Below are 14,907 nucleotides of genomic sequence, written 5' to 3'. Positions count from 1 at the left end.
TCAGACTGTAGAAAAACGGTCCTTCTCAAGCTTTAATATTTGAGAAGGACCGTTTTTTTCTGTTTAAAGTCAAAAAAATAAAAAGGCACCGCCTTTTTCCATAGCCAATTAGCCATTTTTTTCAGGTTCATGGCTGCAAAAGTAAGCATCGCTTGGAGGGTTACTTTTGCAAGTCCGCGATAAGTAGTCCATCTCATACCATGCTTTTCTTTGGCATCCGCAAAACATCTTTCGATGGTTTCTTTCCTGCGTCTATACCATTTTTTATGCTGTTCTGTGTAGCGCAGTTCCTCCGAAACTTCTAAGTAAGGCTCCCAAAGATGTCGTAAAATCATTTTTTCTTTTTGTTTATTTTGCGTGCAATCCTTTAAGAGAGCGCAACTACTACAGTGAAGTGAATTAGATTTATAAAGACGATAACCATCTCTTGTAGTACGAACATAGGATAACAATGCCTCATTTGGACAAAGATAACTGTCTAAATAATGGTCATAGAGAAACGCTCGTTTCGAAAATAAGCCTTCTTTTCCTTTTGGTCGAGTATACGGAAGCACCGCTTCTATTCCTTGACTCCAAAGGTATTTAGCGATAATGGGTGTTTTATATCCAGCATCTGCAACGACCACCAAAGGGGTAGAAAGGGTGTTTTTTAATTTTTCAATAAGTGGAATCAATTGTTGGCTATCATGAATATTACCTGGAGTGACAATGGAACCTAGAATAAAACCATTGGTATCACAAGCCGTATGGAAAGAATAAGCAAATTGTTTTTCCCGTTCTCCTTTGACATAGTAGCCGCTTTCGGGATCCGTATCACTTATTTTGCTTTCTTTCTCCTCCTGACTTTCTTTCCTGGCGAATGGCTTTTTTCCTTCGGCAACTCGGCTGACATTAATTTCATCTTCTAGTACTTCTTGATAAACGCGTGTTTCTTTTCGAATCAATTTTTTATGAAATTTGTGTTTATTCGCATTGGCTTTCACATGGGTAGAGTCCACAAACGCAACGTCAGGGTCCACTAAACCAGCCTCCATGGCTTGTTTTAAAATGCGATAAAAAATGTGTTCGAACACCTCTGTTTCTGCAAAACGTCGCACGTAATTTTTACCAAAAGTAGAGAAGTGAGGGATTTTTTGATTGAAATCATATCCTAAAAACCAGCGGTAAGCCATGTTCGTTTCTACTTCTTTTATAGTTTGGCGCATGGAACGGATGCCAAAAAGATATTGGATGAGTACTAGCTTTATAAGAACTACCGGGTCTACACTAGGTCTTCCTGTATGAGAATAAGTATGTTCTACTAATGGGTAGATAAAATCAAAATTAATCACCTTATCTATTTTTCTTACTAAATGGTCCTCTGGGACCAAATCATCTAAAGAGATGGCTATTAATTGATTTCGCGCCTGTTGTTGATGTTTAGAAAGCATTTTAATCACCTCGTTGTTTTATGTAAGCCTTAACATTATTATAAAACAAAAAAGACTGTAGATAAAATGATTTCTCACTTTGTCTACAGTCTGAGACAACAATTTAACTAAATTGTTGTCTTTTTGTGATAATTTCTTGATAATCTTGTTCGAGCATGGCTTTTTCTGTGGGCTTTAAATTCGGTTGCATAAGCTTGGCTGCAATTTCTGACATGCGCATTTCTAAAATCAACTTATCTTCTTCTGTGATGCGACTTGGCGCTTTACTTTCTTCATATTCCGCGAAAGTCATCCGGTGGAAAGTCATTTCATTATTTTCGATGACGAGTAATTGTTCTGCCACGTGGTTAACAAAAGTTCTATCATGCGAAACGAATAGTACTGTCCCCGCAAATTGTTTGATTAACGTTTCCAGCGCTTCCATTGCATAGATATCCAAATAGTTGGTTGGTTCATCAAGAATCAAGAAATTGGCGTCACTAACGAGGAGCATACTGAGCAGCAACTTCACTCGTTCCCCGCCAGAGAGCATGCGCACTTCCTTATGCAAATCGCTTTCTTTAAAATGCATGCTACCTAGTACTTCTCTGTTTACTTGCTTGGTTTGAACGCTAATTTCCGAGATGTTTTCTAACAGGGATTTCGTTTGGTTTAATCCATTCAATTCTTGGTCGAAATAAGCAATTTTCGCTTGGGGATTACATAGGAGATTAGGATTTTCTTGGATTATTTCTTTTAAAAATGTAGTTTTCCCGCTCGCATTTTCACCGATTAGCGCCACTTTATCCCCTGCTTTAATAGAAAAAGCTTTTGTTTCAAATAGTTTTCGTCCTGCGATCTCGTAGGTTGTTTCTTTGACACTTAGTATCGTATTACCTTTTTTTATGACGCGATTGTCTGGGGTGATCATTTTGATTGGTTTAGTTGTATGTGGTTTTTCGACATTGCCGAGCCGTTCAATTCGTTTTTCTAAAGCTTTGATGGTACTGTGTTGTTTCTTTTGTTGTGTGCCTTTTCCGGCTTTAAACGCGCTGGCTTCTTTGTTGTTTAGGCGTTTTCCAGGTTTGACAATGCGACCTGCTTCGATTTCATGGTGTGTTTGGGAGGCTTGTAGTTGTTGCTTTTTGTTTTTAAATTCTTTGTATACGAGTTCCGCTTGGTTTTCTTGTTGTTGTTTTTGTTCTAAATACGCGTGGTAGTTTCCTTTGTATACGTGAATTTTTTGGTTTTTGATTTCCCATATTTCTGTACAAAGTGCATCTAAAAAGGTACGGTCATGCGATATAATTATGAGCGCACCGTGGAAATCGCTCCACTGACGTTCTAAATGTTTGACGCTTTCGACATCGAGGTTGCTTGTCGGTTCATCTGCTAGGAGAACACTTGGGTTTTGGCGCATCGCATGTTGAATTGCTTTTCTTGTTTTTTCGCCGCCGCTTTTCGTACTTGTATCAGTGGAAAGTTGTTTGATGTAAGCAAGTTTTCCTTGGGTAGTCACCGTGCCAGATATTGCTTCTTTAGCGCCAGCAATCACTTCCATTAGTGTTGTTTTTCCTAGACCATTTTGACCGATGATGCCGATTCTTGCTTTTTTACTAACTAGCAGATGAGGGATTTCTACTAAAACTCTGTCTGCTACTTCTATTTTTAATTGATTTATTTCGATTGTAGACATAAAAAATAACCTCCTGAATATTTCCAGAGAGGAATCCGCGAGGCTACGCCAAAAAAAGGCCTGTAGCAAGAGTTATCATGCGAAATGAACATACGAATCCCGTCCGAAAAAATAGTTTCTATCCGAGAATTGGATAGCTTTCTTCATTTTTTCATATAATACAGGATTAGAATTTCATTGGCTTAAGATAACACTCCTTTTCGTTTGATGGTTATATTATAGCGTAATTTTATCGTCACTTCAACCTTTATAAGCCGTGTAAATAGAATTACACGGCTTATGTGTGGCCATTTACTCACTTTCTTCCATCATCATTTTTAGTTTTTGGATGAACTCCTCGAAACTTTCGGCCATTGATAAACGTTTAGTATTAATCGGTTCGGAGACGATTTCTACAAACTTTTCAAAAAAATCATTGAACTCTGTTGCATCTTTTTTGCTGATGGCGACGAGAGCAATTATTTTTATTTTGACGTCATTCCAATAAATCGGCTCTTGTAGCGTCATTATAGATACACCACTTTGAAGGGCATCATTCTTGATAGAATGTGGTATAGCAATGCCGGATGGGAAGCTTGTTGGCGCCATTCGTTCCCTTTTTTCGACTTTTTCTTTAAATTCCGGCGTGACGAAGGTTTGTTTTTCCATTTTAGAAATCATTTGCTCTCTGATTTTTGCGGGTGTCAGTTCTGAGGGGTCAATTTGGTTGGCGTAGAGAGAACGAACGATGTAGCGATCAATTTGTTGACCTCGCAAGTGATTTTCCAAGATTTTTTTCTTTGTTTGGATTCGATTGCTGATTTTCTTGATATCCTTCGTCGTTAGTAAGGGATGAATAAAAATGGAACCCGCTTTTTCAAGAGCAATATCTCGGTTTGTTGTTAAAATGATATCAAAATTTTCTTCAGAGTCCTCGTTTTCTATCAGTTTGATGGTAGCTTCATTTTCAAATCGTGCGCGCAGTTTTTTCAGCATATTTGTTCTTAAATCGTGATAATCCTCAATAAGTAGGCCTATTTCTAAGCGAATATAATCTCGGTTTTCACTTTCTAGAAAAGAGCCGATATGCAGCGCGATAAAAGAAATTTCATCTTCGTTAAAGTCAATCGCTAGTTTTTCTTGTAGCAAAGAAGAAATGTAAACAGCAATATCAAAAGTTACTGGGTAAGACGTTTTAATATCAAGTAAGCTTAAATTTCTGGTGTACGCTTTGTAACGTGAGCGATAGTATAGGCTTTGGACGTGAATCGCTAGCTTGATAAAAAGTTGCTCATTTTGGAGATCGATGAGATAGGTTTCTTCCACATTGGCGAGCACGCTTTTAAGTGCTTTGATGATTTTTTTATCGACAAATTGGTCCAGTTCGCCATGATTGGCATTAGCAGATTGTTCATTTTGCAAGCCAACATATAAAAGTCCGAGTTGTTTTGTCTCTGCCTCTGAAAAATGGATTTGGTATTCTTCCGAGAGAATTTTAGCAATTTTTTTCGATATTTCGTATTCTTTGGAGTGTTTTCGGATGAGTGTTTTTTGGGTTTCAATGAGTGTATTTCCTTGTTGAATTCGGACGATGCTAATGGCGTAATGTAAGACAATGTTCATCATCGAATATTGATTGGTTGTAATGGATTCTTCCGTTAAAACTTCTTTTACGATGTTTTGCAGTTTATCGATAGAAACAAATTCAATCATTTCTTGAATGCGACTTTTGATACTTTCACGGTATCCGCCTTCTTCATATAGCAAGGAAATCATATATTTTCGTTTGGCACGTTCTTTTCCGATTAATTTGATTCGGTCTTTACTGGTGACGATTTGGACATCGGCTTCTTTTAGTTCGTTTTTTAATTGTTGGATGTCTTTTTTTAAGGTTACTTCTGAAATATATAAAATATCCGCAAGTTCAAACAGGTCAACGCCTTTAGTAGAGTTTTTAATTAATTCGAGTAAGAGTTTTGACTTTCGTTCTGTTACATCACTTTCTGTCTGAAGTTCAAATGGAATACGCTGGTTGATTTGATAGCCTTGTTTTGCAGAACGAATTAAATTCGGTGTCGCTTCATTTATTTTAGAAATGTTGTTGCGAATGGTTCGTGTTGTACACTCGCAAAAAGCTGCTAACTCATTTGAGGTAACCCACTTATTTTCCTGTTTATGCAAATAAGCTAGTATTTCTTTTTGAGTATCCATTTTTTGTTACCCCCTATATATCGAAAGCCAGTTGTATTAGCTATCAACTACCACAACTGGCGCTCTGTTACATTAAGCTTCTAAGTCTTCCCCATTAGACTCTATTACTTTTTTATACCATGAAAAGCTGTCTTTTTTAATTCTTTTGCCTGTACCGTTTCCTTCGTTATCTAAATCAACGTAAATGAAACCGTATCTTTTTTCCATTTGTGCGGAGGAGCAACTAACTATATCAATCGGTCCCCAAGCGCAATATGCGATAATTTCTACGCCGTCATACATGGCGCGTTTCATTTCTTTTAGATGCGCGGATAAATAATCAATCCGGTAATCATCATGGATTTCGCCATTTTCTAATTTGTCATACATTCCAAAACCATTTTCGGCAATGATAATTGGTTTATGATATCTGTCCCAGTACTGCGACAATGCGTTATACAAGCCTTTCGGATCGACTGCCCAGCCCCACGGATTAGCTTTAAGATGCGGGTTTGGTGTAATTGAAGCTGGGTCCAAATCATTTTTCTTGGAGTCCACCATTTGGGAATAATAATAGGAAAGTGCTAAATAATCCATGGTGTTTTTTTGTAAAACGGCTTTGTCGTCTTCTGTGATTTCTATATGAATATTATTTTCGTCAAAGTAATTAAGCGCATACTGTGGATATTCGCCTTGGAACTGCACGTCTGCGAAGAAATATTCCATGCGGTTGCGTTTCATTGCGAGCACGATATCATCTGGATCGCAGGAGAATGGATAGGCCGTGCAATCAGCGAGCATTGTACCAATCATTAAATCAGGATTTAGCGCTTTTCCGTATTCGTAAATTTTCGCACTTGCAACAAATTGGTTATGAACAGCTTGATACGTAGCGGATAAATAATCATCGACGGCATCATATGGAATCGCAGTAGAGTTAAATGGTTCGAATTGAATTAAATTAATTTGGTTAATGACAATCCAATATTTTACTTTTTTATTGTAGCGATCAAGTACCGTTTTGCCGTACTTCTCAAATAAATCAATAACTTTACGATTATGCCAACCGCCATTGTTTAAGACAATTTCCACCGGCGTTTCGTAATGTAATATCGTAATAATTGGCTCCATGCCAAGTTCGATAATTTTGTCGATTAATTGGTCATAATATTTTAATCCCGCTTCATTTGGTTCTGTTTCTTCGCCAGTTGGAAAAATCCGTGTCCAGTCCAGCGAAGTTCGAAATGTTTTAAAGCCCATTTCAGCAAGCAAAGCCAAATCTTCTGGATACGTGTGATAAAAGTCGATACCGTGGCGTTTCGGATAATAGTTCACTTTGTCTTCCATACTTGCTTTGATATCAGCCAAACTTACTCCTTTATGTTGTTCCTCACTGATTTCATCATTTGTTTTCCCTTTATGATATTTGTGCAAATCTGCTAAACTAATTCCTTTTCCATCTACTTTAAATGCGCCTTCTGCTTGGTTGGCTGCGATAGCTCCTCCCCATAAAAAGTCTTTCGGAAATTGATAATTTTCAAACATGCTCGTACCTCCTATTTTTTCGTAAGTTCGGTCATTTTTTTGAATAAACGTAGCATATGCTCGCCGATTAATATTTCACTTTTGGCTGTCATGAGTGTATCTTGCGCATGACAGAACAGCGTGGAATAACGGATTTGATTGCCTGATGCTTCTAATTGAAGTGTATCTGTTTGCAGACTATGCGCGATGACAATTTCTTTTTTTGCAGAGGCGATAAATTCCTCGGCTTCGTTAAACGCTAGTTCCTCTAAATGATTAAGACCTTTCACTAGGTCATTTCTTGCGTTTCCAGCATGGATTAATATATTCATGGATAGTTCATTTAAGCTATCTGTTTCTTCAACATAGTCTTGCTCTGACATTTTAGTTCCTCCAATCAATTTGTTACCATTTCTTTCTCTGTTTCGATTGCATCTAATTTTTCTTGTTTGAGTAAGGAGTTGTCGTATGCTTTAAAGAACGGCAAGTAGACAAGCCATGTGATGACGATAATTGCTAAACAAGCAATCACACCTCGGAAATCTTGTGTTGCAAGGTAAGACGTTACAGGATAAGGCATGTACCATAGCAAGAACGATTGCGCGGGAATACTTACTAAGTTCATCGACATAACGAAATAGGCGATGCTTGGAACCAAGAAAGCATTAATCCACGTTGGAATCATTAAGTATGGGTTGAAGGCAATTGGTGCCCCGAAAAATAATGGTTCGTTGATATTAAAAATCGATGGGACAATAACTGCTTTTCCGATTGCTTTTAGCTGTAAAGACTTACTTAAAATGAGCATCATAATGGATAGTGATAAGGTTGTGCCGACCCCGCCGATTGAAATTAATGCGTATACAGTTTCTTGTGTTGCGATGTTCGATGCACTTGCGCCATTTGCTACAGCTTGTGAGTTTTCTGCGAGTCCTGCCATATAAACCGGGTAAATCGCGGGCATCATAACCCACCCAGAAATCCCGAATGTATAAAGAAATGCTGGAATGAAAACCGAAAGCACAAAGCCTGGATAAGATTGTACGATTGACGCGAGCGGGCTAAACACTGCTACAATCACTTCAAAGAAATCAATATTAAATTGAACAGTTATTAACCAACCAACAATCAGAATAAATGTAATTGGTAGCAAGCTATTGAACCAACCAACGACAAAATCCGGAATCGGTGTATCTTCACTGAAAAATGATCGTTTCGCAGCAAAGTTCATCACACAACCAACAAATAATCCGGTTGTAATGGATAAGAACATCCCTGTCGCTCCAAATCTAGATAAAATGAAAACGGCATCCCCGTCTGCTGAAATAGTTGGAAATAGTAGCATTAAAAATAGAACAAGTCCAGTTGCGCCAGAAATTAATTTTTGGCTGCTATTTCCTTTTTTCTCCATCAGATAATATGGGATTAAAAAGGCCACGACTAACCCAAACATGCCAAACGAAAAATTACTTATCATCGAAAAATCAGGCATGCCCGGAAATAAATTTTTAAGTAGTGAAACGATGGTGACTAAAGAACCGACAAAAACGAGCGGAAGCGCAGACATAATTGCATCTTGAATTGCTGATACCCAAGGATTTTTAACAACTTTATTTACTTTTGGAGCAAATTTATTTGTCATAAAATCCATCACTTTGTTGTTCATCGTGTTATCCCTCCATAGTTAAAATGAGATCGAGTGCTTTTTCACCGTTAAGTGTGCCATAAGTTGCTTGCGGAATAATTGATACTAAAACATTTTTATCGGCTACTTTTTGTTTTAAGTCATCCAGCATATAAGCTAAGTGCGGCCCGATTAATAAGTAATCAATTTCATTAATTCTTTCATCTATTTGTGACTCACTGGCTGCTTTCACCGTCACTTGTTCTCCACGTTTTTTTGCTGCTTTTCTGATTGCTGCTGCCATGAATCCACTTGAAGCTCCTGACCCACAAATGAGTAAAATGTTTTTCATTTTGTATCCTCCCTTTCCTTAACTTACTTTTATTATATAAACAGCTGAATCCGCTTACAAATATGTTTTTTTCCTACTGGTAGGAAACTGCATAAAAAAGAAACCCCTTTGCTTGAAGCAAAGGAGTTTCTTAATAGCTTGTGTTAGTCACGATATTTTAAGTTAATGAATTTCACTTGGATGTATTCTTCCATTCCGTAGTGGCCATTTTCGCGACCGAAACCAGAATGTTTAACGCCGCCAAATGGAGTTTCCGGATTAGAGATGGCAATTTCATTTGCTCCGACCATTCCGTATTCTAGTGCTGCTCCCACTTTTTCTACGCGTGCTAAATCTTTAGTGTAGAAGTAAGAAGCAAGACCGAATTCACTGTCATTCGCCATTTCGATTGCTTCGTCTTCCGTTTCAAATGTGATAAGCGGGATTACTGGACCAAATGTTTCCTCATAAAAAATGTCCATTTCACGGGTAACGTTATCTAAGACAGTTGGTTTGTAGAAGTTGCCTTTGTCATAGTCGGAACCTGTTAAACGACCGTCGCCAGTTAGGACTTTGGCACCTTTATCTGTGGCATTTTTAAGTTGTTTGTCGATTTTGTCAATCGCATCTTCGCGGATAAGTGGACCAACATTCACATCATCTAAACCGTTACCTACTTTTAGTTGTTCTACTTTAGCAACTAGCGCCTTAGTGAATTTTTCTTTAATTTCTTTGGCAACTAAAATTCGGTTTGGCGATACACATACTTGACCGTTATTGCGGAATTTTGCGGCAACTAAATCATTTACAGCAGCATCCAGGTTTGCATCATCAAATACGATAAATGGCGCATGTCCACCAAGTTCGAGCGAGATTTTTTTCAGTGTTTCGGCTGATTGTTTGAATAGTGTTTGACCGACTTTCGTGGAGCCGGTGAAAGTTAGTTTACGAACATCATCACTGTCAGTTAATGTTTCACCGATTTCTTTGGAGCTACCCATAACGATATTGGCAACACCTTTTGGCAAGCCGGCTTCTTCAAAAATTTCAAAGATAGCTAGGGCCGAAAGCGGCGTATCTCCGGAAGGTTTTAATACGATTGTATTTCCGGTTGCAAGCGCTGGAGCAAGTTTTCGTGTCACCATACCACCTGGGAAATTCCACGGAGTAATGGCCGCAACTACACCAATTGGTTGTTTTTTGACGATAAACGCGTGATTGTTTGGCGCTGGGATAGTTTCCCCATATAATCTTCTTGCTTCTTCTGCAGCGAATCGGAAGTTTTCTGCGCCAGTTAGGACTTCTCCTTTTGATTCTTTTAGCGGTTTACCTTGTTCAAGCGTCATAATTTTTGCTAGTGTATCTGCTTTTTCTTCCATTAAATCGGCAATTTTGTGTAATAATTTGACGCGATCAGCTAGTTCCATTTTTGCCCAATCAGGAAATGCTTCTTTTGCAGCTTTAATGGCTTTTTTGGTTTCGTTTGGTCCAGCTTGAGCGATTTTGGCAATAACTTCTCCATTTGCTGGGTTTACAATATCTTTTGTTTCTTTATTATCTCCATCCGTCCATTTTCCATTAATAAATAATTTTGTTTGAACTTTTGGTAAGGCTGTTTCTTTAATACTCAAAAATACCACTCCTCAAAAAATTTTTCTGCACGTGCTCTCGTTGCTTATAATAGTGTTTTCCACAAATCGAAAAATTTAATCAGGATTTTCTTTTTCAAGTGGCAAAATGGTTTTTGGAAAAAGTCATTCTATCGCAACATGGCGGGAACGAGAACAGTCTCTAAAAAACTTTAATTTTTTTCAAAAAAAGCTAGCTACATCGAATGTAACTAGCTTTTTCGGTCTTAACTTTCTTCAATTGGTTGGTGTATTTCTTCTTTTACTTTTTTAGGTGCGTTTTTCTTATAAGCAAGGAAGTAGAATAAGCTAACAAAAACTGCTCCACCGACTACATTTCCTAAGTAAACTGGGATGATGTTCCAAATGAAATCCGCCCATGAATAGTAACCAGCGAAAATCGCAGCTGGGATAATAAACATGTTGGCGACAACGTGCTGAAATCCGATAGCAACAAATGCCATAACCGGGAACCAAATACCAAGGATTTTTCCTGCGAAATCTTTGGCCGCGTAGCAAAGCCAAACCGCAATCCCAACAAACCAGTTACAACCAATTCCGGAAACAAAAGCAACCCAGAAAGGATCGTTAATTTTTGCACCAGCTGTAGCTAGCGTTTTTGGTAAGAAATCGCCTTCTGTTAAGCCAACGAAATGTCCGAAGAAGTAAGCGACAAAAAATGCGCCCACTAAGTTCATGACAGACACAATCGCCCAGTTTCTAAGTAATTGTTGGAAGGAAATCTTTTTGTCGTACCAAGCAATCGCGACAGCCATCATGTTGCCGGTAATTAATTCTCCTCCACCTAGCAAAATACAAACGAGGCCAACCGGAAAAAGACTGGCGCCGATAAGCGTTGCAAAGCTTCCCCATTCGTGAGGCATTGTTCCTACTGCACGTATGTATAATAAGTAACCAAGAGATATAAAGGCCCCACCTAAAAAGCCTAACAACACAAGCGTTAACGTACTTGAATTTGCTTTTTGGGTCCCTTTTTCAATCGTAATCTCTGTTACTTCCTGCGGGCTATAATATCCCACATGAATCCCTTCCTTCTTGTTAAAATAATCACAAAATAGCGTTTTTATTATAGCACACTCAAAAACAGCTTGCTAGTATAAAAAAGCCCAGAACAAAAGTCCCAGGCTTCTTCTTACGTATGCAATTCTTTTACAACAGGAATCCTTATTTCAATATTTGCTCCGTCGCTTCCTTGTTTCGTATACACTTCCAATTTGAATGGTAGTGGGTCAAAAACGGGGTTGTTCGCTGTAATATATGGTTTGTAATTTTTTTCTTGAATGGCTCTGGCAATCTCTTCAAAACTTTCACTTATGTCTGTATCCTGAATATGCTCAGCCACAAAATACGTATGAGCCGGAACTTCAATCCACTCAAGCGGTTCTTGTAAATGAGGATATTTTTGTTCCACTGGAATTACCGAATAATGAGTAATTCCGTCTTCTATATTATGGACAGAAATACCATAAAACGTTTTTTGTTTGGAAAAATCATCTAGTTCTCGCGCAAGTTGAAGCATTTCTTTGAAGGCTGTTTTTATTTCTGTATGAAGTGCTTCTGTTTTAAGACCTTCTCGAACGAGCGCAATACCAGTGAATCCTTCCCATTCCTCCAGTCGCTTTAATCTAATCGCCATGATTATCTACTCCTTCACAAAAGCATCTCACACAAGCTAATTTATCCGTATACCATATGGTAAATACCCGTCTGAGAGCAAGTTAAAACAAGATGCTAATGAGAATGATAACAGCGATAATAATGATAAAAGATAACCAAGCAACAGGGCGAGCTGTGTTAATCGTCCAACCAATCCCAAAGCGTTTTTCTACAAATAAAGCTGGATCATTTCGATTAAAATAAATAACCCCTGCTTTCCAAAAAGAATCATCATCCCGAATTGGCTTATTGACACCATCAGGTTGGTCAGCAAATTTAAGTCTGCTTCCGCCTTGCCCTACTTTAACAGCAAGAAGGACGGTTCCAAACAGAATCAAAACAACAGAAATTATCATTGTTATCATCATCCATTCAGCTGGAAGTGCAAGTAATGTGACTACTTGCATGATGAGAAAATCAATTACCATAATCGTACACATAATTAACATTGCTTTACTAGAAACCTGTCTAAATAGGAGTCCCCTTTTTAATGAATCAGTAGGGTTTTCGTTCTCTACGGACTGTTTGCTCCTAGCAATAACAAAGTTAATAAAGATAAATAACGCAATCATTCCTAGCTGCATCATCGGTAATAGCAATACGACTCTAGGTGATTTGGCAACCGTATCCGTCACTGCCCCACTCATATCAAAATGGATTGGAAAGTCAGCAGGAGCTACTGGATAAAAAACGACCGTAATCGCAAGTGTAATAATGAAGATAAGCAGTGGCACGACAAACCATGTATACGAGATAACCATTTTTCTGCGATGAAAACTAGTATCTACCATGATGATAGAATTAGTCGAAATTTCTCCCGCCTCTATTTTATCTCTTTTCCACTGTAAAGTTGTGTGATGAAAACGATAGTAAATAATAAAAGAAACGATTAATTGGCTAAACATCGAAGCAATAAAAATACCTGCTTGCGTATTTTCACTCGAATGAAAGCCTTGAATTAACGCGATTCCAATTATCGCTACAAAAGATGTCCACAAAACCACTTGCCCGACATATTGTTTTTTTAGCCGCGTTAATTCCGCATTTCGGTTAGCGCGTTCGCCTACATTTACTCCGAAACATTCTGATTTTCTTATTACAAAAGGGGTTATTGCTTGCAGTGAAATGATAGCAATACTAACAAAAATATAAATGATGATTTCCATTTCTACTCCACTCTCCGTCCATGCATTTCGTCAAAAATAGCCTTACTTACTTCGAGCCACTTCTCTTCGGTAACACCGCGCACAACCGATTCCGCGATAAGTGGTTTTAGCTTCGTTTGTAATTTAGCAAAAAATAGCTCATCTGCCTTAGCTACGCCATCCGGATGAATAACTACTCCCTTTTGACGATGTATTTGAATAAATCCTTCTTGTTTTAAAATTTGGTAGGCCTTGTTTACTGTATGAAAATTAATACCAATATCTGCGCCAAGACTCCGAACAGAAGGTAATTTGTCCCCTGGTAAAAGTTCCCGTTTCGCCATACCTTCAATTATTTGATTGCATATTTGTGTATAAATCGGCTCGTCTGATTGAAGATCAATCGCAAGTAGCATAGAAACACCTCTCCTTTAACTGTTATATACATTGTATAACACATATACTTATGCGTCAATAGCAGTAATTCAGTGGCTATTTAAAGCAGTTAATGGTACTATAAAATTTATCAATAAGGTTTTAGAAAGAAGGGGAGAATTTGAAATTTTCACGATTTCGAGATAGTAAATTATTTTTTTGGACAATTGAAATTTTAGCGGTTGTAGCTATTTTGTTCGTTCTATTGCAAATGAAGTACATATTTTCACCAATCGGCATCATAGTTTCTACATTATTCATGCCTATTTTGGTCGCAGGGTTCCTATTCTATTTATTTAACCCGCTCGTATTATTTTTAGAAAAAAGAAAAGTACCTCGACTTTTGAGTGTTATTTTAATTTTTATTGCCTTTATCACGCTTGTTGTTCTTGCAGTAATGCAACTCGGTCCAACGCTTGCTGACCAAGTAGCTGAACTCGCAAAAGCAATACCAGGTTACTGGCAAGATTTTGAAAAATGGCTGCAAGATCTCTCGAATAATTCTGCACTAAAAGATTTAGACATAAAACAAGAACTTGAGAAGCTCAACATTTCCTTACCAAAAATCATGTCTGTGGTCGTTGACGGGGTAGCTTCTAGTTTTGGAGCCATTGTCTCCTTTGTCTCTAGTTTTGTTATGATTCTTGTAACTGTACCATTTATCGTCTTTTATATGTTTAAAGATGGTCATAAGTTCGTTGAGTCCTCTGGAAGATTTTTCCCGGCAGGTATTCGTTCTGAAGCAAAACAAATTATTAAAGAAATGAATAAAACCATTTCTACTTATATTAGTTCACAAGCGATTGATTGTATGTTTGTTGGTTTATTTACTTTCATTGGTTATTTAATTATTGGTCAACCGTATGCGCTTCTGTTTGGTTTTATTGCAGGTGCAACGAATATTATTCCTTATCTTGGACCATTCATTGGAGCAGCTCCCGCAGTTATCGTGGCGCTATTTACTTCTCCAGTCCAAGCACTGCTCGTTATTGTTGTCGTAACGATTGTGCAACAAATTGACTCTAACTTACTTTCTCCATATATTATGGGTAAATCACTATCGATTCACCCACTAACTATTATCATTATCTTGATTGTTGCTGGAAACTTAGCAGGAATCTTTGGAATGATATTAGGTGTTCCACTTTATGCGGTTGTGAAAACAATTATCGTGAATGTTAATCGTTTAATTAAATTGCGGCGAGGTCAGCTGGCGATTGATAATAATCTTCCTGATCCGGATACACCAAAAGAATAAAAAAACGAGCT

At 37.9% G+C, this 14,907-nt stretch carries 13 protein-coding genes; 1 reads left to right on the top strand and 12 read right to left on the bottom strand.

Annotation, left to right across the window (positions count from 1 at the left end; all coding sequences use genetic code 11):
• Window positions 1-32: 32 nt before the first annotated feature.
• From LMOATCC19117_RS04785 to LMOATCC19117_RS04730, 12 genes are all read right to left on the bottom strand, one after another.
• Window positions 33-1,430, bottom strand: coding sequence for an IS1182 family transposase (locus LMOATCC19117_RS04785; protein ID WP_003735019.1), 1,398 nt, complete (start codon window positions 1,428-1,430; stop codon window positions 33-35).
• A 103-nt stretch (window positions 1,431-1,533) separates the two neighbouring features.
• Window positions 1,534-3,105 (bottom strand): Vga family ABC-F type ribosomal protection protein, encoded by a 1,572-nt coding sequence (vga(G), locus tag LMOATCC19117_RS04780; RefSeq protein ID WP_003734300.1) that lies wholly within the window; start codon window positions 3,103-3,105, stop codon window positions 1,534-1,536.
• Between the two features lie 291 nt (window positions 3,106-3,396).
• A complete protein-coding gene (locus LMOATCC19117_RS04775) occupies window positions 3,397-5,295 on the bottom strand; it encodes a BglG family transcription antiterminator (protein ID WP_003734299.1) in 1,899 nt (632 codons plus the stop codon).
• Window positions 5,296-5,367: 72 nt separating this feature from the next.
• Window positions 5,368-6,819, bottom strand: a complete 1,452-nt coding sequence (locus LMOATCC19117_RS04770; protein WP_003734298.1) for a glycoside hydrolase family 1 protein — start codon at window positions 6,817-6,819, stop codon at window positions 5,368-5,370.
• 11 nt (window positions 6,820-6,830) lie between these two features.
• Window positions 6,831-7,181, bottom strand: coding sequence for a PTS lactose/cellobiose transporter subunit IIA (locus tag LMOATCC19117_RS04765; RefSeq protein ID WP_003727092.1), 351 nt, complete (start codon window positions 7,179-7,181; stop codon window positions 6,831-6,833).
• A 14-nt stretch (window positions 7,182-7,195) separates the two neighbouring features.
• Window positions 7,196-8,464: a PTS sugar transporter subunit IIC gene (locus LMOATCC19117_RS04760; protein ID WP_003724841.1), complete on the bottom strand. Its 1,269-nt coding sequence runs from the start codon at window positions 8,462-8,464 to the stop codon at window positions 7,196-7,198.
• Window positions 8,465-8,468: 4 nt separating this feature from the next.
• On the bottom strand, window positions 8,469-8,774 hold the full coding sequence (locus LMOATCC19117_RS04755) for a PTS sugar transporter subunit IIB (RefSeq protein WP_003721482.1): 306 nt from the start codon (window positions 8,772-8,774) through the stop codon (window positions 8,469-8,471).
• 143 nt (window positions 8,775-8,917) lie between these two features.
• Window positions 8,918-10,384 carry an NAD-dependent succinate-semialdehyde dehydrogenase gene (locus tag LMOATCC19117_RS04750; protein ID WP_014929044.1) on the bottom strand — a complete coding sequence of 489 codons (1,467 nt, stop codon included), beginning with the start codon at window positions 10,382-10,384 and terminating at the stop codon, window positions 8,918-8,920.
• Between the two features lie 224 nt (window positions 10,385-10,608).
• Entirely contained in the window at window positions 10,609-11,421 is an 813-nt protein-coding gene (locus tag LMOATCC19117_RS04745; protein WP_003727094.1) for a formate/nitrite transporter family protein, read from the bottom strand.
• Between the two features lie 113 nt (window positions 11,422-11,534).
• Window positions 11,535-12,038 (bottom strand): GyrI-like domain-containing protein, encoded by a 504-nt coding sequence (locus LMOATCC19117_RS04740; RefSeq protein WP_003734296.1) that lies wholly within the window; start codon window positions 12,036-12,038, stop codon window positions 11,535-11,537.
• Between the two features lie 82 nt (window positions 12,039-12,120).
• Window positions 12,121-13,224 (bottom strand): DUF1648 domain-containing protein, encoded by a 1,104-nt coding sequence (locus LMOATCC19117_RS04735; RefSeq protein ID WP_003734295.1) that lies wholly within the window; start codon window positions 13,222-13,224, stop codon window positions 12,121-12,123.
• A gap of 2 nt (window positions 13,225-13,226) precedes the next feature.
• Entirely contained in the window at window positions 13,227-13,619 is a 393-nt protein-coding gene (locus LMOATCC19117_RS04730) for a GntR family transcriptional regulator (protein WP_003724836.1), read from the bottom strand.
• Window positions 13,620-13,759: 140 nt separating this feature from the next.
• Here LMOATCC19117_RS04730 and LMOATCC19117_RS04725 point away from each other — a divergent pair, with 140 nt between their 5' ends.
• Entirely contained in the window at window positions 13,760-14,896 is a 1,137-nt protein-coding gene (locus tag LMOATCC19117_RS04725; protein ID WP_003724835.1) for an AI-2E family transporter, read from the top strand.
• Window positions 14,897-14,907: the final 11 nt, after the last annotated feature.

The sequence above is a fragment of the Listeria monocytogenes ATCC 19117 genome, from assembly GCF_000307025.1.
GTDB lineage: Bacteria > Bacillota > Bacilli > Lactobacillales > Listeriaceae > Listeria > Listeria monocytogenes_B.
The sequence above is the reverse complement of the archived record's forward strand: the minus strand, read 5'-3'. Positions and strand labels throughout refer to the sequence as shown.

Excerpts from the sequence above, each read along its gene's own strand:
- LMOATCC19117_RS04755 (WP_003721482.1), bottom strand. The coding sequence starts at position 8,774 with ATGAAAAACATTTTACTCATTTGTGGGTCAGGAGCTTCAAGTGGATTC.
- LMOATCC19117_RS04740 (WP_003734296.1), bottom strand. The coding sequence starts at position 12,038 with ATGGCGATTAGATTAAAGCGACTGGAGGAATGGGAAGGATTCACTGGT.
- LMOATCC19117_RS04760 (WP_003724841.1), bottom strand. The coding sequence starts at position 8,464 with ATGAACAACAAAGTGATGGATTTTATGACAAATAAATTTGCTCCAAAA.
- LMOATCC19117_RS04735 (WP_003734295.1), bottom strand. The coding sequence starts at position 13,224 with ATGGAAATCATCATTTATATTTTTGTTAGTATTGCTATCATTTCACTG.
- LMOATCC19117_RS04775 (WP_003734299.1), bottom strand. The coding sequence starts at position 5,295 with ATGGATACTCAAAAAGAAATACTAGCTTATTTGCATAAACAGGAAAAT.
- LMOATCC19117_RS04730 (WP_003724836.1), bottom strand. The coding sequence starts at position 13,619 with ATGCTACTTGCGATTGATCTTCAATCAGACGAGCCGATTTATACACAA.
- LMOATCC19117_RS04785 (WP_003735019.1), bottom strand. The coding sequence starts at position 1,430 with ATGCTTTCTAAACATCAACAACAGGCGCGAAATCAATTAATAGCCATC.
- LMOATCC19117_RS04765 (WP_003727092.1), bottom strand. The coding sequence starts at position 7,181 with ATGTCAGAGCAAGACTATGTTGAAGAAACAGATAGCTTAAATGAACTA.
- LMOATCC19117_RS04770 (WP_003734298.1), bottom strand. The coding sequence starts at position 6,819 with ATGTTTGAAAATTATCAATTTCCGAAAGACTTTTTATGGGGAGGAGCT.